We start from the raw sequence: 18,692 nt of genomic DNA, 5'->3' as shown, positions 1-18,692 counted from the left end.
CCCTTGCGTGACTATTGAGCAACGCAATGTGGCGAAAATGCAACGAGGTGTCCTGCGCTGTCAAGCAGCAAAGGCTTATGCGCCGCGCGAGCTGCGGTAGACGGAGACACCGAGTTCGCGGATTTTCTTGCGCAAAGTGTTGCGGTTGAGGCCAAGAAGATCGGCAGCCTTGATCTGGTTGCCGCGCGTGGCGGTGAGTGCGGCAAGGATCAGCGGATATTCCATTTCGGTCAGCACGCGGTCATAAAGGCCTGGAGGCGGCAGGTTATCGCCAAAACCGGCGAAATAGCTGCGCATGTTCTCCTCCACCGCCTGCGCGATGGTGAGATTGCCCGAGCGCGCGCCCATCTTGTCGATCGGGCTGTCGGGGACGTCCGAACGAAGCTCCGACTCCATGATTTCGCGGGTGATGACTTCCTGGGGATAAAGTGCCATCAGCCGGCGCACGAGGTTTTCCAACTCGCGCACATTGCCGGGCCAGGCATAACCCTTCATCACATCCAGCGCTTCATTGTCGAAACGCTTGGCGTCAAGGCCTTCCTTTTCGCCGAGCTGCATGAAGTGGCGCACCAGATCGGCAATGTCTTCGGCGCGATCCCGCAGAGGCGGCAGGCGCAGCGGCACCACGTTCAGGCGATAGTAGAGGTCTTCGCGGAACAGACCCTGGTTGATCAGCTGCTTTAAATCCTTGTTGGTGGCCGCGACGATGCGCACGTCGGTGCGGATCGGGGTTCGCCCGCCAACGGTGGTATATTCGCCCTGCTGCAGCACGCGCAGAAGACGCGTCTGCGCATCCATCGGCATATCGCCGATTTCGTCGAGGAAGAGCGTGCCGCCCTCGGCCTGCTCGAACCGGCCGGTGGAGCGGTTCTGCGCGCCGGTAAACGCGCCCTTCTCATGGCCAAACAGTTCCGATTCGATGAGGTCGCGCGGGATGGCCGCCATGTTGATGGCAACGAAGGGGCCGTTTCGGCGCTTGCCGTAATCATGGAGCGCGCGCGCCACCAGTTCCTTGCCGGTGCCCGATTCGCCGGTGATCATCAGCGTCAGGTCCGTCTGCATCAGGCGGGCGAGAACGCGGTAGATTTCCTGCATGGCGGCGGAACGGCCAACCAACGGCATACCATCCTGCATGTCGTCATCGAGCTTTGCCGGCTTGCGCTTCGGCTCGGCCAACGCTCGGCCGATGATGGCGATCAGTTCGGTGAGGTCGAAGGGTTTTGGCAGGTAATCATAGGCGCCCTTTTCCGAGGCCTTGATCGCCGTCATGAAGGTGTTTTGGGCGCTCATGACCAGAACCGGCAGTTCCGGCCGGGATTTCTTGATGCGCGGCAGAAGGTCAAAGGCGTTCTCGTCGGGCATGACGACGTCGGTGACGACGAGATCGCCCTCGCCGGCGGAAATCCAGCGCCAGAGCGTGGCGGCATTCGAGGTGATGCGGACGTCGTAGCCCGCGCGGGTCAGCGCCTGGTTCAGTACGGTGCGGATGGCCGCGTCGTCGTCGGCGACAAGGATCGTAGCGGTCATTTAAAGTTTCCTGTCGTGTTCAAGCTGCGGCCATCATCGGGGTAGCCGTCATCCTTGTGCATGGGCATCAAAACGCGGAAAATCGTTCGGCGGGCCTGGCTGTCGCATTCGACGATGCCGCCGTGGGCGCCGATGATTTTTGCAACAAGCGCAAGGCCAAGGCCGGAGCCATTGGTCTTGGTGGTGATGAAGGGATCAAACAGGTGCGGCACGAGATCGCTCGGCACACCCGGTCCATTGTCGATGACGCAGAATTCCAGCGGCAGCGAGATTTTCTCGCGCGTGCCGGCAACCGACAGCCGGATGCCGGGGCGATAGGCCGTCGTCAGCATGATCTCGCCATCCTGCTGGTCGCCGATGGCTTCGGAGGCGTTCTTGATGAGGTTCAAAAACACCTGCACCAGCTGGTCGCGGTTGGCATAGACCGATGGCAGCGACGGATCGTAGTTTTCAAGGATCTTGATGTCGCGGGCAAAACCGGCCTTGGCGATTGCCTTTACATGGTCGAGCACGGAGTGAATGTTGAGCGGCAGCCGGTCGACCGGTCGCTCATCGGAAAATACTTCCATGCGGTCGACCAGCGAAACGATGCGGTCGGTCTCATCGCAGATGAGGCGCGTCAGCGACCGATCCTCGTCGGGAACAACGCTTTCCAGAAGCTGGGCCGCACCTCGGATGCCGGACAGCGGGTTCTTGATTTCATGCGCCAGCATGGAGGCAAGGCCGGTCACCGAACGGGCGGCGGCGCGGTGCGTCAGCTGCCGGTCGATCTTGTCGGCCATGCTGCGCTCCTGGAAGACGACGACCACCGAACCCGGCTCACTGACGACAGGCGCCACATAGAGGTCGACGAGCTTCTCCTGGCCAAGCCGCGGCGAGGACAGGTCGACACGGTATTCGTTGACGGGGGCGCGGCGGTCGCGCACCTGGTCGATCAGCGCCAGAAGCGGGCTACCGAAGGGAATGAAGGTGGAAATCTTGTTGCGGGCCAGATGCGAGGCGCTGGCACCGAAAAAGGCCTCTGCCTCCCAGTTGGCAAAAGCGATGCGCCCGGTGTCATCCACCAGGATAACCGGGTTCTGCACCGAATTCAGCACCGCCATGGCCAGCGGGTTGTTGCCGCTGCCATCGTGCGAGATCGCGCTCATGCTGCCTCCCTGCTGGCGTTGCCGGCCCCTGTGGCAATCGCGTCCCAGAGGACACGCGCGACCACATCGGCATTTTTCTCCGTCATCAGTGCTGCCTTTCGTTCCGCCGCAAAATGCGGCGCACAACGGTCTAGATACCAGCCCACTTGTTTGCGGGCATGGCGAAGACCGGCTTCGCGTCCATAAAATTCCAGCATCATCTCATAGTGTTCGCAGGCGACATCGGCCATCTCGCGGGGCGACGGCAGAGCGTGGCCGGCAAGAACGCCGGGATGCCAGGGACGCCCCTGCGCGCCGCGCCCGAGCATCACCGCATCGGCACCGGAGCGGCGCAGGATTTCGTGGGCATCGTCCACCGTCTCCACATCACCATTGGCAACCAGCGGAATGGCAATGACCTCGCGCACGCGGGCAATCGCATCCCAATCGGCGCGGCCTTCGTAAAACTGCATGCGGGTGCGGCCATGCATGGTAATCATTTTTACGCCGGCCTGTTCTGCGCGGGCGGCAATCTCAGGCGCATTCAAGGACGTCTCATCCCAGCCGAGCCGCATCTTGACGGTGACGGGAATGGAGACGGCCCCCACCACCGCCTCGATCAGCGACAGCGCATGATCGGGATCGCGCATCAGCGCCGAGCCGGAATAACCGCCCGTGACCTTCTTTGCCGGACAGCCCATGTTGATATCGACGATATCGGCGCCATTGGCCTCTACGATGCGGGCGGCCTCGGCCATCCAGTGGGCCTCGCGCCCGGCGAGCTGCACCATGTGCGGGCGAATGCCGGTGCCCTTCAGGCGTTCCCATGATTCGCCACGATTGGCGGCCAGTTCGCGGCTTGCCACCATTTCCGTCACCACAAGCCCTGCCCCATAACGCCAGGCGAGCTGGCGGAAGGGTAAATCCGTCACGCCCGACATCGGCGCCAGCACAACCCGATTGCGGATCGCGACAGGCCCAATCGAAAAAGGACGAGCGAGGGATGGAGGATTCAAGTGATGATCTTTCGGGCACATAAAGTTTCTGCACTATTTTTATTCACAGATTGAGCGTTTGCCAAGAGCAATTCCCAAACTGCGATATTTCTGGGCGACGTGCTGGAAATGGGCGTTTTGAGTCTATAGTTCTCCAGTGTCAACTCACCCAGTCCTTTACTCCCGTCAATCCCACCAGTTAGCGAGCCCGGCAGGCAGTTTCATGACAATTGGCATCGTTATCGTGGCAGCGGGACGCGGAGAGCGGGCCGGTTCGCCCCAGGAAGGCCCCAAGCAGTATCGCCGCATCGGTGGTGAGGCGGTCATTCGCCATACGCTGAAACCGTTCCTCGGCTGGCCGCGCTCCGGTCCTGTGGTCGTGGTGATCCATCCGGACGACGAGGCGCTCTTTTCAGACGCGATCAACGGCTTGGCCGACGCCGGATCGCTGATCACCACGTTTGGCGGTGAAACGCGCCAGCAATCAGTCTTCGCCGGCCTGCGGGCGCTTTCGCAAACTGATGCGACCCATGTGATGATCCACGATGCCGCACGCCCCTTTGTCGATCACGCGCTGCTCAACCGGATCGCACAAGCGTTTGACGACGGTGAGGAGGCCATCCTGCCCGCCATGGCCGTGACGGATACGCTGAAACGCGCCGGCGCCGATGGTGTGGTGCATGAAACCGTGCCGCGCGCCGGGCTTTATGCCGCCCAGACACCGCAGAGCTTTTTTCTTCCCGCCATCCGTGCCGCGCATGAAAAGGCCGCAAGCCTCCGGCGCGACGATTTTACCGACGATGCCTCGATTGCCGAATGGGCCGGACTGACGGTCCGGCTTGTCGAGGGATCCGCGGACAATGTGAAACTGACGATCAAGCGAGACCTTGCCATGGCCGACGAAAAACTTTCCTCCGCGCAGATGCTGCCTGATGTGCGCACCGGCAATGGTTATGACGTGCATCAACTGGTGCCGGGCGACGGCGTGACGCTTTGCGGCGTGTTCATGCCCCATGACCAGAAACTGAGCGGCCATTCGGATGCCGACGTGGCGCTCCATGCGCTGACCGACGCGTTGCTTGCCACCTGCGGCGCCGGTGATATCGGCGATCATTTTCCGCCGAGCGATATGCAATGGAAGGGGGCGGCATCACGGATCTTTCTGGCGCATGCGGCCGAGATTGTGCGCCAGCACGGCGGCATTATCACCAATGCCGATATTTCGCTCGTGGCGGAAGCACCGAAGATTGCGCCGCACCGCGAGGCCATGCGCCGCAATCTCTCGGACATCCTCGGTATTTCGCTCGACCGCTGTTCGGTGAAGGCGACCACCAATGAAAAAATCGGCTTTATCGGCCGCAAGGAAGGCATTGCCGCCATTGCAACCGCAACCGTCGTTTACGGCTTCCTGAAGCCATGAGCGTGTTTGCGGGCGAGATAGAGGTTTTGGCGCAGCAGGTGATCAGCCTTTGCGCGGCGCGCGGCTGGCAGGTGGCAACAGCCGAATCCTGCACCGGCGGGCTGATTGCCGGCGCGCTCACCGAGATTTCCGGTTCCTCTGCCGTCGTTGACCGGGGTTTTGTGACCTATAGCAATGCGGCAAAGCAGGAGCTGATCGGTGTCGATGCCGCAACGCTTCAGATATTTGGCGCCGTGTCGCGCGAAACGGCACTGCAGATGGTCAAAGGCGCGCTGCACCGCTCGAACGCATCCGTGGCCGTGGCAGTCACCGGCATTGCCGGCCCCGGTGGCGGGTCGGTCGAAAAGCCGGTCGGCCTCGTCCACATCGCGGCGATGACAAAGACCGGCGCCCTCCTCCACCGCGAGATGCGCTATGGCGATCTCGGCCGCGATGGCGTGCGCCTGGCAACCGTCAGCACGGCGTTATCCCTGCTGATCGAGCTTGCTCAGGCATAAATCTTGTCGGCGCGCGTTTCGAAGGCTTCTGCAAACATGCGAAACGCCCGGTCGAACATCGAGCCCATCACGGCGCCGAGAATGCGGCTCTTGAACTCGTAGTCGATGAAAAAATCCACCACGCAGCCGTCAGGCGCCGGCGTGAAATGCCAGCGGTTGTCGAGATACTTGAACGGTCCCTCGATATATTTGACATCGATGGTCAGCTCGGCCGGGTTGAGCAGGACCTGCGTCGTAAAGGTCTCGCGGATGGCCTTGTAGCCAACGGTCATATCCGCCACCAGCAGGGTCTTGCCGTCACGCTCCTTGCGGGAGCGCACCGTCAGCCCGTCGCAGAGCGGAAGGAATTGCGGATATTTTTCGATATCCGCAACCAGCGCGAACATGTCTTCTGGGGAATGCCGGACAGGGCGGTGATTTTCAAATTTTGGCATGACACTGAGCTAGTGGTGGAACGATCGGTTGGCAAGAGACAGTTGGTCGCGTGCTGTCTGGAGTTTTTCCAGACAGGCCTAATGCGAATTTAACCTTTATCACCAAGAATTGTGATGGGCGGATCGAACAGCAGGCGGTTCCCTGCTGTCGCGCGTTGTGTGCCGCAACAGGTTCGACATCGGATTACGCAGAAAAAACAGTGTCTTGGGGCCTCGTTTCCTTTTTGGGCGACAATGTCCGGCTCATTTCAGCAGGCCGGGCAGCCCGCGAAAGAATGGTCAAGAGATGAAATGGCATGATGATGCAACCAAACAACATGGCAAGAATGACAGACGATTTCACACAGGTCATGCGGCTGCTCGAATCGGCCCGGCAGCTCGCTGAAATGAACAACCTGACGATGCTGGTCTACCTGGTCGAAGTCGCCAAGGCGGAGGCACGCAGCCACCGCTTCGAGTTGCGCGAGCGCAAGCGCGGCCAGATCGTCACCGACGACTAGGCTTACTCGGCCGCAATCATCAGCTTCTTCTCGCGGGCGGCCCGAAGGCGTGCGAAATCGTCGCCGGCATGGTGCGAGGAGCGGGTCAGCGGGCTCGAGGCCACCATCAGGAAACCCTTCGTATAGGCCACCGTCTCGTAAGACTTGAACTCGTCCGGCGTGACGAAGCTCATCACCTTGTGGTGCTTGCGTGTCGGCTGCAGATACTGACCGATGGTGAGGAAATCGACATCTGCGGTGCGCAGGTCGTCCATCAGCTGCAGCACTTCATTGCGCTTTTCCCCAAGGCCGACCATGATGCCGGATTTGGTGAACATCGTCGGATCGAGTTCCTTCACCCGCTGCAGCAGGCGCACGGAATGGAAATAGCGCGCGCCGGGGCGCACCGTCAGGTAATTGCCGGGCACCGTTTCCATATTATGGTTGAACACATCGGGCTTTGCCGCCACGACGCGCTCCAGCGCGCCGGGCTTCTTCAGAAAGTCCGGTGTCAGGATCTCGATTGTCGTCAGCGGCGATGCGGCGCGAATGGCCCAGATCACCTTTTCGAAATGTTCGGCGCCACCGTCGGCCAGATCATCGCGGTCAACGGAGGTGATGACGACGTGGGAGAGGCCCATCTGCTTGACGGCCTTGGCAACATTTTCCGGCTCGTCCATATCCAGCGCGTTGGGCTTGCCGGTCGATACGTTGCAGAAGGCGCAGGCGCGGGTACAGATCTCGCCCATGATCATGAAGGTGGCGTGTTTCTTGTCCCAGCACTCGCCGATATTGGGGCAGCCGGCCTCCTCGCAGACGGTGACCAGCTTGTGCTCCTTCACGATGGAACGCGTTTCGGCATAACCCTTTGATGTCGGCGCCTTGACGCGGATCCACTCCGGCTTGCGCATCACCTCCGTATCGGGACGGTGCGCCTTTTCCGGATGGCGGGCACGCTTGGTCTCGTCTGGAGGCGAGATCCTGTCAAGAATTGTAACCATGACAAATTGCTTTCCTGACCGCTTCGCGCGGTGTTTAGCGTCTCACGAGTTTGGCGACAAATAGCAGAGCGCAGGCGCCAATGAAACCGCTGACCAGACCGCCCCAGGCGCCGGGTTCCACCCAGATGCCGGCACGCTCCAGAATGGCGGTGGCAAGGGCTGCGCCCACCACGCCGATGACGATGTTCATGAACACGCCAAAACGCAGATCCATCAGCATGCCGGCAAGCCAGCCGGCCAGTCCGCCGATGATGATCGTGCCTAAGAAACCCAAACCTTCCATGACCGTTCTCCGTTTACGGACATCCATATGGTCCCTCAGGAACCCAATCACAATGGCAGTTTTCTGCGCCAGCGATAGGACCCCTTGTGCCATCCCGCTATCGCCACCCTTGCCCCACGATGCGGGGGGGAAAGGGTTTGGATGAGGGCAAAGCCCAATGCGTTTCGTTTAAGCGTTCAGCACCTTGCCATAGGCGTCGAGCACGCTTTCCTTCATCATTTCCGACAGCGTCGGATGCGGGAAGATGGTGTGCATCAACTCTTCTTCGGTCGTCTCCAGGTTCATGGCGATAACAAAACCCTGGATGAGTTCGGTCACTTCCGTGCCGACCATATGCGCGCCGATCAGCTCGCCGGTCTTCTTGTCGAAAATGGTCTTTACCATGCCTTGGTCTTCACCAAGCGCAATCGCCTTGCCGTTGGCGGCAAAGGAATAACGACCGACGCGGATCTCGCGGCCTTCGGCCTTCGCCTTGGCTTCTGTGAGGCCGACGGAGGCGACCTGCGGGTTGCAATAGGTGCAGCCCGGGATTTTGGCCTTGTCCATGGGATGAACGCCCGGCACGCCGGCGATCTTTTCGACGCAGATGACACCTTCATGCTCGGCCTTGTGAGCGAGCATCGGGGGGCCTGCGACGTCGCCGATGGCATAAAGGCCCGGCACGTTGGTCTTGCCGTAACCGTCGATGACGATGCAGCCGCGGTCGGTCTTTACGCCCAGTGTTTCAAGACCGAGGTTTTCGATATTGCCTTGCACGCCGACGGCCGAGATGAGGCGATCCGCGGTGATCGTCTGCACCTTGCCGTCCTTGGTTTCGACATGGGCGGTGATGGAATCGGCGCCCTTCTCGACCTTGGTCACCTTGGCTTCGGTGATGATCTTCAGGCCGCGCTTTTCCAGCTGCTTGCGGGCGAAGGTGGAGATTTCCACGTCCTCGACCGGCATGATATTGGCCATCACTTCAACGACGGTCACATCGACGCCCATGGAACGATAGAAGGATGCAAACTCGATGCCGATGGCGCCGGAGCCCATGACGACGATGGATTTCGGCATGAAATCGGGCTTCATGGCCTCGAAATAGGTCCAGATCAGCTTGCCATCCGGCTCGATGCCGGGAAGTGCGCGCGGGCGGGCGCCTGTGGCAACGATGATGTGCTTGGCCGTGTAGGTGCCCTCGCCCAGCACGCCCTTCGGCACGGGGTTCTGCGGCTCAACGACCGGCTTCGTCATCTTGCCGACGACAATTTCGCCGGGCTTGGTGAGTTTTGCCTCGCCCCAGATCACGTCGATCTTGTTCTTTTTCATGAGGAAGCCGACGCCGCCGTTGAGGCGGGCCGAAACGCCGCGTGAGCGGGCCACGACATCCTTCACATCAGCCGTCATCGTGCCATTCAGCGTCAGGCCGAAGGACTTTGCATGATTGGCATGGTCGAGGATTTCGGCCGAGCGCAGCAAAGCCTTGGTCGGGATGCAGCCCCAGTTGAGGCAGATGCCGCCGAGATGCTCGCGCTCGACGATGGCCGTCTTCAGACCGAGCTGGGCCGCACGAATGGCGGTGACATAACCGCCCGGACCCGAGCCGATGATAATGATGTCGTAGGACTGAGCCATGGCGCTTCCACTCCTTGGATGATCTCGAAATACGGCCAAAGCCGTTTCCTGTTCTTTTATCCGGGAGTGGCGCTGCTTCTGCCGCCTAGACCTCGCTGGTCTCGGGCCTTGGCTCGGCCTGCGTCAACATCCCGTACAGTTCGTCCTTTAATGCCAGCCGCTGCTTGCGCAGCTCTGCCATGTGAAGATCATCGCAGGGCTCGATATCCGTTTCGGCCCGGTGGATGCGATGATTGATCTCTTCATAATCCACCGCGACGCGGTGGAAATGACCGTCCGTTTCCCGCAGGTGCCGCATCAGCACCAGGTGTTCCGGAAATTCCTGCGCAAGATGGTGTGGTGTGTTCGACATGATCGTTCCTCCGTTCTGGATGATGCATCATGTTACAACCACAAGCTCCGTTCTCTCCTTGACCCTGATCAAACGTCTTGACCCTGGTTAAATGTTCGGGCGCCTCAAAGCCCCAGCATCATGCGCACGACAGGTTCAAGCCCCTGCCCGATTGCCCGCGTATTCTCCGCATCCAGATGGATCCCGTCGAGCGGTGTGGTTTGCGCCACTGATCCCGCATCGAAGAAACTGCAGCCCATTTCGTCGGCGAGGTCCCGGTAGAGGCTGGCCAGCATGGCCGACTCTTCCAGCGCATCGCGAAACATTGCGGCAAACGGCACATTGGCCGTTTCGCAGATCTTTGGCGGCGCCACGAGCAGGATGTCAGGTGCGTCGAAATCGCTGCCCCAGACATGGTAATAGATAAGGTTGACCAGCCGCTTCATGCCGCGAACCGCTGCAAAGGCCGAACCTGCCGGCCCCCGCTTCAGATCATTGGTGCCGAGCATGATGATGACGAGATCGAGAGGCGCATGCGTCTCCAGAAGGCTCGGCAACAGCTTTGCACCGTTCCTCTCGCAATCGGCGAGATAATCGTCATAGGCCGTCGTGCGCCCGTTCAGACCCTCGGCAATCACCTTGACGGACGGTCCGAGCGCGCTTTCCAGCACGCTCGGCCACCGGTCTTCAAAGGCATGACGCGACTGCGTTTCCGGGTCATATCCCCAGGTCAGGCTGTCGCCAAAGGCTAGAACGGTTTGCATGTTCCGCTCCCGGATCAGACCAGCATGCCCATCGGGTTTTCGATGTAGCGCTTGAAGGCGCCGAGAAGTTCGGCCCCGAGCGCGCCATCGACGCAGCGATGGTCGGTCGACAGTGTCACGGACATGACATTGGCGATCTTCATCTCGCCGTTCTTCACCACGACCCGCTCCTCACCCGCGCCGACTGCCAGGATGGTGGCATGTGGCGGGTTGACGACGGCGGAAAAGTTCTTGACCCCCATCATGCCCATGTTGGACACGGCGGTGGTGCCGCCCTGATACTCTTCCGGCTTCAGCTTGCGATCCTTGGCGCGCTTGCCGAGATCCTTCATTTCCGCCGAAATGGCAGACAGGGTCTTGGTTTCGGCCTTGCGGATGATCGGCGTGATCAGGCCGCCGGGGATCGACACGGCAACACCGACATCGGCATGCTTGTGCTTGACCATGTTCGTCTCCGTCCAGGAAACGTTGGCATCCGGAACGTCGCGCAGCGCCAAGGCGAGTGCCTTGATCACCATGTCGTTGACCGAGAGCTTGTAGGACGGTGCGCCATCCTTGCGGGGGGCAGCATCGTTCAGCTGGGCGCGAAGAGAAAGCAGCGCATCCAGTTCGCAATCGACCGTCACATAGAAATGCGGGATCGTCTGCTTGGATTCGACGAGGCGCTTGGCAATCGTCTTGCGCATGCCGTCATGCGGCACAAGCTCGTAGGAGCTTGGGTCGAACAGCTTGAGCACCGCATCGTCGGAAGCGGGCTTGGCAAGCGTCGGGGCAGCGGCAGGCGCCGATGCCGGTGCAGTCGAAGCCGGTGCAGCTTTGGCGGAACCGCCGGCCACAGCCTTTTCAACGTCGGCCTTGATAACGCGGCCCTTCGGACCGGAGCCGGAAACCTTGGCGATATCGACGCCAGCTTCCTTGGCAACGCGGCGGGCAAGCGGCGACGAAAAGACGCGCTCACCGGATGATGCCGATGCAGGGGCAGCGGCCGGTGCGGCCTCAGCCTTTTCGGCCGGCGCTGCAGCAGGTGCAGCCTCAGCCTTCGCTTCAGGAGCGGCTTCGGCCTTCGGAGCTGGTGCTGCAGAACCACCGCCTGCGGCAGCGGCTGCGACATCCTCGCCGTCTGCGGCGAGGATGGCGATCAGCGCGTTGACTTTCACGCCTTCGGTGCCGGCGGCAACGACGATCTTGGCAACAACGCCTTCATCGACCGCTTCGACTTCCATCGTGGCCTTGTCGGTTTCGATCTCGGCGATGACATCGCCAGATTTCACCGTGTCGCCCTCCTTGACCAGCCACTTGGCGAGGTTGCCCTCTTCCATCGTGGGAGAGAGGGCGGGCATCGTGATGTTGATTGGCATATTAATCCTCCGCCCACACAAGTTCGAACTGAGCAAGTTCTTCCGGGTTTTCAATCAACCGGGCGACCTGTTCAGGAGGCACTTCGATATATCCAGCAACGTCTTCGAGCCAGCCGTCGACGGCTCCGATCACGCCGATTTCTTCGCGCGGAACGCCGACGATAACTTCGGTTTCCTCAGTTTTGACCAAGGCCCAGAACACGACCCTTTCCAGAACCGGACTGTCTTTGGTCCCCATCACCCTGAACCAGGAACCCGAGACAGGCAGGATCTGCTTCACAGAAGACTTAGGCATGAGCCAGATCCCTTATTTGTAGCAGACGGCTTTGACGGCCTGGACGACTTCGCCGACATTCGGCAGAGCCAGTTTTTCGAGATTGGCCGCGTATGGCATCGGCACATCCTTGCCGGCAATCGTCAGCACCGGCGCATCGAGATAATCAAAGGCCTGCTGCATGACGCGGGTGGCGATTTCGGTGCCAACCGAGTTCTGCGGGTAGCCTTCCTCGACGGTCACCAGGCGACCGGTCTTCTTGACCGATTCGATGACGGTCGGCAGGTCCATCGGACGCAGCGTGCGCAGATCGATCAGTTCGACGTCGATGCCGTCCTTCTCCAACTCGGCAATCGCCTTGATGGCATAGGTCATGCCGATGCCCCAGGACACGATGGTGACGTCCTTGCCGGTCTTGTGGATGCGCGCCTTGCCGATCGGCAGGACGAAATCATCCAGTTTCGGCACTTCGAAAGACTGGCCGTACAGGATCTCGTTTTCCAGAAAAACGACCGGGTTCGGATCGCGGATGGCCGCCTTCAACAGGCCCTTGGCGTCGGCTGCCGTGTAGGGCATGACGACCTTGAGGCCCGGAATCTGGCTGTACCAGGAGGAGAAATCCTGGCTGTGCTGGGCACCAACGCGGGCGGCAGCGCCGTTCGGACCGCGAAAGACGATCGGCGCGCCCATCTGGCCACCGGACATGTAGAGCGTCTTTGCAGCCGAGTTGATGATCTGGTCGATCGCCTGCATGGCGAAGTTGAAGGTCATGAACTCGACAATCGGCTTCAGGCCGGACATGGCCGCACCGACGCCGACACCGGCGAACCCGTGCTCGGTGATGGGCGTATCGACGACACGCTTGGCACCGAATTCCTGCAGCAACCCCTGCGTGATCTTGTAGGCGCCCTGGTATTCGGCAACTTCCTCACCCATGACGAAAACGTCGCCATCGCGGCGCATTTCTTCGGCCATGGCGTCGCGCAGCGCTTCACGCACCGTCGTCATCACCATTTCGGTGCCGGCCGGGATATCCGGGTCGGCGGCCACGTCGACCTTCGGGGCTGCCGGAACCTTTGCGGCTTCCTTGGTCGCCGTCGGCTCTTGCGTCGCCTCACGGGCCTTGCCTCCGGCAGCGTCGGAGGTTGCAGCCGGCGTATCGGCATCAGCCTTCGGAGCCGAAGACCCGATGGAATCGGCGCTTTCGCCGTCCTGCAACAGGACAGCGATCGGCGTGTTGACCTTGACGTTTTCGGTCCCGGCGGCAATCAGCAGCTTGCCGATCACGCCTTCATCGACGGCTTCCACTTCCATGGTCGCCTTGTCAGTTTCAATTTCGGCGATCACGTCGCCGGAGGTGACCTTGTCACCTTCGTTTTTAAGCCACTTGGACAGCGTGCCTTCTTCCATCGTCGGAGAGAGGGCGGGCATCAGGATATCAATAGGCATTTACAGGTCCCTCCCCGCAATCACAGAAGAATGTCGGTGTAAAGCTCGGATACATCCGGCTCCGGATCGGCCTGGGCAAAATCGGCACTGTCCGAAACGATGTCACGGATTTCCTTGTCGACCGCCTTCAGCTCGTCTTCACTCGCCCAGTCGCGCTCAAGAAGGCGCATCCGGACCTGTTCGATCGGATCGTGTTCGGAGCGCATCTTCTGCACTTCGTCCTTGGAGCGATACTTGGCCGGGTCGGACATCGAGTGACCGCGGTAACGATAGGTCAGCATTTCGAGAATGATCGGACCCTTGCCGGAACGGCAATGCTCGAGCGCCTCGTCGCCGGCAGCCTTTACGGCGCGCACGTCCATGCCATCCACCTGGATGCCAGGAATGCCGAAACCGGAACCGCGCAGCGAATAGTTCGACTGCGCGGTCGCGCGCGCCGTCGAGGTGCCCATGGCATAACGGTTGTTCTCGACGATATAGATGATCGGCAGCTTCCAGAGCGCCGCCATGTTGAAGCTCTCGTAAACCTGTCCCTGGTTTGCCGCGCCATCGCCGAAATAGGCAACGGATACACTGTCGTTGCCACGATATTTGTTGGCAAAGGCCAGACCGGTCCCGAGCGACACCTGGGCGCCGACGATGCCGTGTCCGCCGTAGAAGTGCTTTTCCTTGGAGAACATGTGCATCGAGCCGCCCTTGCCGTGCGAATAGCCGCCGCGACGTCCGGTAAGCTCGGCCATCACGCCGCGCGGGCTCATGCCGCAGGCCAGCATGTGGCCGTGATCTCGATAGGCGGTGATGACCTGGTCACCCTCTTTCTGGGCCATCTGCATGCCGACAACGACAGCTTCCTGGCCGATGTAGAGGTGACAGAAACCGCCGATGAAACCCATGCCGTAAAGCTGGCCGGCCTTTTCCTCGAATCGGCGAATAAGGAGCATTTCCCTGTAGGCCTTGAGTTCCTCGGCCTTATCGAACTCGGCGATAGCACCGCCATTGCTCTTTGCAGGCTTCGCTGCTGTCTTTCGACCGGCCGCGGACGCGACTTGCTTGGGCGCCATGCACTAACCTCCCTGCGTGTTTGTTGGTTGTCGTCAACATAGGCAAGAAAGCACGCCCCAGCAATGCCATAAATGCATGGCTCACATGATATATAAAACCATGAAAATTCAGGGAAAAAAGAGAATTAACTGGATTTCGGTTAATTCAGAAGTAGCTGTTGAACACGACGATTTCGTCGGCGCGCGACACGTTCAGCTGATAACGTGCGGTTTCATCGAGCATATCTTTTTCCAGTGAGCCATCGCTCAGCAATTCCACCTGCCGCTCCAGTGCCTTGCGCTTGGCGCTCAGCTTGGCAAGTTCATCGGCGCGCTCGGCACGCATGTGCTCGAACTTCTCCGTGGCGATCAGACCGAGGTCGCCGTGGACCGAATGATAACCGAAATAGGAAAGGAAGGCGACCGTGATGGCGGGAAGCACCAGACGACCGAATTTCCGTTCCTTGTGATGTCTCGTCCACATGCGAGCTAGTTCCTGAAACGCATTACCAGGATTTCAAAATCGCACATCTTGCTTAATCAATCGTTGATCTCGAAGAACTTGCGACACCCTGTCGGTTTGATTGCCCGCTCATTTTTGCCCCGCCTGCGGGCCACAATGCAGAACGGGCGACAACCGTTTCCGGTCGCCGCCCGCGCTTTGTCAGATCATGGACCTCGACGGTCCCTTCAATCAGGCCTTCAAAACCGATCGGCCGGCATATTTTGCCTGAGGGCCGAGCAGTTCCTCGATGCGGATCAGCTGGTTATATTTGGCGATCCGGTCAGAACGCGACAGCGAGCCGGTCTTGATCTGCCCGCAATTGGTGGCAACTGCGAGATCGGCAATCGTCGAATCTTCCGTTTCGCCCGAGCGGTGCGACATGACGGCGGTGTAGCCGGCCTTGTGGGCGGTCTCCACGGCGTCGAGTGTTTCGGTGAGCGAACCGATCTGGTTAACCTTGACCAGGATGGAGTTGGCAACGCCCATCTTGATGCCGTCGCGCAGGCGCGACGAGTTGGTGACGAAAAGATCGTCGCCGACCAGCTGCACCTTGGCGCCGATCTTGTCGGTCAGGTACTTCCAGCCGTCCCAATCGTCTTCGGCCATGCCGTCTTCGATGGAGATGATCGGATATTTTGCGGCAAGCTCGGCCAGGTAATCGGCCATGGCTTCCGGTTCCAGCGTGCGGCCTTCGCCTTCCATGACGTATTTGCCGTCCTTGAAGAATTCGGTCGAGGCGCAGTCGAGCGCCAGCTGCATGTCGTCACCCGGACGGTAGCCGGCCTTTTCGATCGACTTCATGATGAAATCGAGCGCTTCCGGCGCGCTCTTCAGGCCGGGCGCAAAACCGCCCTCATCACCGACATTGGTGTTGTGACCGCCGGCGGCCAGTTCCTTCTTCAGGACGTGGAAGACTTCCGAACCCATACGCACGGCCTCGCGGATGCTTTCGGCACCGACCGGCATGATCATGAATTCCTGAAAATCGATCGGGTTGTCGGCATGCGCGCCGCCGTTGATGATGTTCATCATCGGCACCGGCAGAAGGCGGGCGTTCGGGCCACCAACATAACGGAAGAGCGGCAGGCCGGACGATTCGGCGGCAGCCTTGGCAACGGCCAGCGATACGCCGAGAATGGCATTGGCGCCGAGACGCGACTTGTTCGGTGTGCCATCCAGTTCGCACATCAGCGTATCGATGAGGATCTGGTTTTCCGCATCATGGCCGCCGATGGCATCGAAGATCTCGCTGTTGACGGCTTCGACTGCCTTTTCGACACCCTTGCCATGATAGCGCTTGCCGCCATCGCGCAGTTCCACCGCTTCGTGGGCGCCCGTCGAGGCACCGGAGGGAACGGCCGCGCGGCCCATGCTGCCGTCCTCGAGATGAACGTCGACTTCGACGGTCGGATTGCCGCGGCTGTCGAGAACTTCGCGCGCGATGATGTCGGTAATGGCTGTCATTGGCTATTCCTGCTGGTAAGTGCGGTGGAAATCACCGTCTGTCTTAATCCAAGGCACAGAAATTACAATGGCAGGCATATGACAGCGATGTCGGTTTGCTGGCACCTCCTCCATGGCTTGCGGCAACCGGCCAGAGCCGAAAGGTTGTGTTTTCACAGTGTGATTCCAATAAGTTGGATAGACATTTTAAGAGGCTGTTTGCGTTTTGGTAAGAGCTGACGGGCATAATTGAGCATGGCCTAATCTGGCGCAAGGGGAGCGCTGGCGGCCGATAACCCCTCACCCGTCCGGGACCGTCCATGACACTTACGATATCGCGCAGTCTTCTCCTGTTTGGCCTTTTGGTCGGCGCTGGCGTTGCCGCCGCCATCGGCATCCAGAAACTTGCTTTCGACCGGCTGCGGGTCAATGGACCGGTCTATGAGCAGATCGTCTACGGCAAGGACCTGGTCGCCGACATCCTGCCGCCGCCGATGTTTCTGGTGGAAGCCTATCTGCTGGCAACCGAAGGGGCCTACCATCCGGAGCTTGCGGACCAGAACCTCAAGCGCATTGCCGTCCTGCGCAAGGATTACGAGACGCGCAAGGCCTATTGGTCCGGCTCGACGCTTGCGCCACAGTTGAAACAGCAATTGGCCAGCAAGGTTCAGCCGAGCGCCGAAACCTTTTGGTCCCTCCTCGACGGAGATTACAAAAGCGCCATTTCCTCAGGCGATGCCCAGCGCATTCGCGCGGCCGTCAACGCGCTGAAGACAGCCTTCCAGGCGCACCGCGCCGATGTGGATGCATTGGTGACAGCCGCCAATGACCGGCTTTCCGGCGCTGAAAAACAGGCGGCCGAGGAAACCTTCACGCAGAGCCTTGCCTCTTATGTCGCCGCAGCTGCTGCCATGGGCCTGCTGATCGCAGGCCTCATTGCCATGAACCGGCGTGCCATAAAACCGCTTCGCGGCATGCGCGACTATATGAGCATCCTGGCCGGCGGCGATTATTCACGGCCCGTACCCTATGATGGACGTGGTGACGAAATCGGAGAAATGGCGGCGGCCGTGACAGTGTTTCGCGAAAACGCGCAGGAGCGGATCGCAGCGCGACGTCGTCAGGAAGAGGAGCGCGAGCGGGGCATGACCGCCGAACGGGCCGAACACGCCCGCCGCGCCGAGGAAGACGCCACCCGCGCCCGTGTGATCGAGGCCTTGAGCGCCGGCCTTGAACGGCTGGCCAAGGGTGATCTCACCACCCGGCTTTCGGTGCCCTTTTCCGCCGACTATGAAAAACTGCGGCGTGAATTTAATGCAAGCCTGCAGACGCTTGAGGAAACGCTGGGTGAAATCGGCGAGGCGATGCACGCCGTGCAGACGGGCGCCACCAGCATTGCCGGCGGCACTGACGCCCTGTCGCGGCGCACCGAAGAGCAGGCCTCGTCGCTGGAAGAAGCAGCCTCAGCACTTGCCGAGATCACCACCACCGTGCGCATGACGACTGAACGAGCGCGCGAGGCTAATAACCGCATGGCGCAGACGAGAACCAGTGCCGAAACCTCCAATGCCGTGGTGCGCGAGGCGGTGGATGCCATGGCAAAGATTGAAGGATCATCCACCCAGATCCGCCAGATCATCAGCGTGATCGACGAAATTGCCTTCCAGACCAACCTTCTGGCCCTCAATGCCGGCGTCGAGGCGGCCCGTGCCGGCGAAGCGGGCAAGGGTTTTGCCGTGGTGGCCCAGGAAGTGCGCGAGCTTGCCGGCCGTTCCGCCAGCGCCTCGCGAGAAATTCGCCAGTTGATCGACACCTCGTCGAAGCAGGTGGGCGCCGGCGTCGCCCTTGTCAATCGCACCGGCCTTTCGCTCGAAGATATCGAACGGCAGGTGCAGGCGGTGAACGACCTCATCGCGGCCATCGTGTCGGCAGCCGGTGAACAGTCCCATGCGCTGGCGGAGGTCAGCGAGGCGGTGAACCGGATGGACCAGGTGACCCAGCGCAATGCTTCGATGGCTGAGGAGACAAGTGCGGCCTGCGGCGATCTCAACGGCCATACCGCAACGCTTGGGCAGCATCTATCCCGGTTTACGGTCGGCCAGCAAAAGGCAAGCCGTTACCGGATGGGGTCTTAAGGCACAACCGGGCCAG

The 18,692-nt window shown here is 60.5% G+C and carries 19 protein-coding genes; 4 read left to right on the top strand and 15 right to left on the bottom strand.

Features of this window, described 5'->3' with window-relative positions:
• Positions 1-75: 75 nt before the first annotated feature.
• The 3 genes from ntrC to dusB are packed head-to-tail and all read right to left on the bottom strand — an operon-like array spanning position 76 to position 3,691.
• The gene (gene ntrC, locus AC4CWF_RS09535) at positions 76-1,527 is read right to left on the bottom strand and encodes a nitrogen regulation protein NR(I) (RefSeq protein WP_491281455.1); all 1,452 of its coding nucleotides are present in this window, start codon (positions 1,525-1,527) and stop codon (positions 76-78) included.
• On the bottom strand, positions 1,524-2,675 hold the full coding sequence (locus AC4CWF_RS09530; RefSeq protein ID WP_491281454.1) for a two-component system sensor histidine kinase NtrB: 1,152 nt from the start codon (positions 2,673-2,675) through the stop codon (positions 1,524-1,526). The genes ntrC and AC4CWF_RS09530 overlap by 4 nt, the downstream gene beginning before the upstream one ends.
• The gene (gene dusB / locus AC4CWF_RS09525) at positions 2,672-3,691 is read right to left on the bottom strand and encodes a tRNA dihydrouridine synthase DusB (protein WP_491281453.1); all 1,020 of its coding nucleotides are present in this window, start codon (positions 3,689-3,691) and stop codon (positions 2,672-2,674) included. Before dusB ends, AC4CWF_RS09530 begins: the two co-directional genes overlap by 4 nt.
• 181 nt (positions 3,692-3,872) lie before the next feature.
• Between dusB and AC4CWF_RS09520 the strand changes: the two genes are divergently transcribed.
• Together AC4CWF_RS09520 and AC4CWF_RS09515 are read left to right on the top strand one after the other, a co-directional pair.
• Positions 3,873-5,069 carry a bifunctional 2-C-methyl-D-erythritol 4-phosphate cytidylyltransferase/2-C-methyl-D-erythritol 2,4-cyclodiphosphate synthase gene (locus AC4CWF_RS09520; protein WP_491281452.1) on the top strand — a complete coding sequence of 399 codons (1,197 nt, stop codon included), beginning with the start codon at positions 3,873-3,875 and terminating at the stop codon, positions 5,067-5,069.
• Complete coding sequence (locus AC4CWF_RS09515) at positions 5,066-5,566, top strand: CinA family protein (RefSeq protein ID WP_491281451.1); 501 nt, start codon at positions 5,066-5,068, stop codon at positions 5,564-5,566. The genes AC4CWF_RS09520 and AC4CWF_RS09515 overlap by 4 nt, the downstream gene beginning before the upstream one ends.
• Here the strand turns inward: AC4CWF_RS09515 and AC4CWF_RS09510 are convergent.
• A complete protein-coding gene (locus tag AC4CWF_RS09510; protein WP_491281450.1) occupies positions 5,557-6,000 on the bottom strand; it encodes a type II toxin-antitoxin system RatA family toxin in 444 nt (147 codons plus the stop codon). The genes AC4CWF_RS09515 and AC4CWF_RS09510 overlap by 10 nt on opposite strands.
• A gap of 296 nt (positions 6,001-6,296) precedes the next feature.
• On the opposite strand from AC4CWF_RS09510, the gene AC4CWF_RS09505 reads away from it, so the two are divergent.
• Complete coding sequence (locus tag AC4CWF_RS09505) at positions 6,297-6,500, top strand: hypothetical protein (protein WP_491281449.1); 204 nt, start codon at positions 6,297-6,299, stop codon at positions 6,498-6,500.
• Between the two features lie 2 nt (positions 6,501-6,502).
• On the opposite strand, the gene lipA is transcribed toward AC4CWF_RS09505, so the two are convergent.
• From lipA to eno, 11 genes are all read right to left on the bottom strand, one after another.
• Complete coding sequence (gene lipA / locus AC4CWF_RS09500; protein ID WP_491281448.1) at positions 6,503-7,480, bottom strand: lipoyl synthase; 978 nt, start codon at positions 7,478-7,480, stop codon at positions 6,503-6,505.
• 34 nt (positions 7,481-7,514) lie between these two features.
• Complete coding sequence (locus tag AC4CWF_RS09495) at positions 7,515-7,763, bottom strand: GlsB/YeaQ/YmgE family stress response membrane protein (RefSeq protein WP_491281447.1); 249 nt, start codon at positions 7,761-7,763, stop codon at positions 7,515-7,517.
• Between the two features lie 168 nt (positions 7,764-7,931).
• Complete coding sequence (lpdA, locus tag AC4CWF_RS09490) at positions 7,932-9,377, bottom strand: dihydrolipoyl dehydrogenase (protein ID WP_491281446.1); 1,446 nt, start codon at positions 9,375-9,377, stop codon at positions 7,932-7,934.
• An 85-nt stretch (positions 9,378-9,462) separates the two neighbouring features.
• Positions 9,463-9,729, bottom strand: coding sequence for an HP1242/YdcH family protein (locus AC4CWF_RS09485; protein WP_491281445.1), 267 nt, complete (start codon positions 9,727-9,729; stop codon positions 9,463-9,465).
• A gap of 104 nt (positions 9,730-9,833) precedes the next feature.
• Positions 9,834-10,472, bottom strand: coding sequence for an SGNH/GDSL hydrolase family protein (locus AC4CWF_RS09480; protein ID WP_491281444.1), 639 nt, complete (start codon positions 10,470-10,472; stop codon positions 9,834-9,836).
• A 14-nt stretch (positions 10,473-10,486) separates the two neighbouring features.
• Entirely contained in the window at positions 10,487-11,830 is a 1,344-nt protein-coding gene (locus AC4CWF_RS09475) for a pyruvate dehydrogenase complex dihydrolipoamide acetyltransferase (RefSeq protein WP_491281443.1), read from the bottom strand.
• Between the two features lies 1 nt (position 11,831).
• On the bottom strand, positions 11,832-12,125 hold the full coding sequence (locus AC4CWF_RS09470) for a hypothetical protein (protein WP_491281442.1): 294 nt from the start codon (positions 12,123-12,125) through the stop codon (positions 11,832-11,834).
• Between the two features lie 12 nt (positions 12,126-12,137).
• The gene (locus AC4CWF_RS09465) at positions 12,138-13,553 is read right to left on the bottom strand and encodes a pyruvate dehydrogenase complex E1 component subunit beta (RefSeq protein WP_491281441.1); all 1,416 of its coding nucleotides are present in this window, start codon (positions 13,551-13,553) and stop codon (positions 12,138-12,140) included.
• A 20-nt stretch (positions 13,554-13,573) separates the two neighbouring features.
• Positions 13,574-14,614 (bottom strand): pyruvate dehydrogenase (acetyl-transferring) E1 component subunit alpha, encoded by a 1,041-nt coding sequence (gene pdhA, locus AC4CWF_RS09460; RefSeq protein WP_491281440.1) that lies wholly within the window; start codon positions 14,612-14,614, stop codon positions 13,574-13,576.
• Between the two features lie 145 nt (positions 14,615-14,759).
• Positions 14,760-15,077, bottom strand: coding sequence for an FtsB family cell division protein (locus AC4CWF_RS09455; RefSeq protein ID WP_491281439.1), 318 nt, complete (start codon positions 15,075-15,077; stop codon positions 14,760-14,762).
• A gap of 210 nt (positions 15,078-15,287) precedes the next feature.
• Complete coding sequence (gene eno, locus AC4CWF_RS09450; RefSeq protein WP_491281438.1) at positions 15,288-16,562, bottom strand: phosphopyruvate hydratase; 1,275 nt, start codon at positions 16,560-16,562, stop codon at positions 15,288-15,290.
• 299 nt (positions 16,563-16,861) lie between these two features.
• On the opposite strand from eno, the gene AC4CWF_RS09445 reads away from it, so the two are divergent.
• The gene (locus AC4CWF_RS09445; RefSeq protein ID WP_491281437.1) at positions 16,862-18,676 is read left to right on the top strand and encodes a methyl-accepting chemotaxis protein; all 1,815 of its coding nucleotides are present in this window, start codon (positions 16,862-16,864) and stop codon (positions 18,674-18,676) included.
• Positions 18,677-18,692: the final 16 nt, after the last annotated feature.

Source organism: Neorhizobium sp. PAMB6630, from assembly GCF_058242775.1.
The sequence above is the reverse complement of the archived record's forward strand: the minus strand, read 5'-3'. Positions and strand labels throughout refer to the sequence as shown.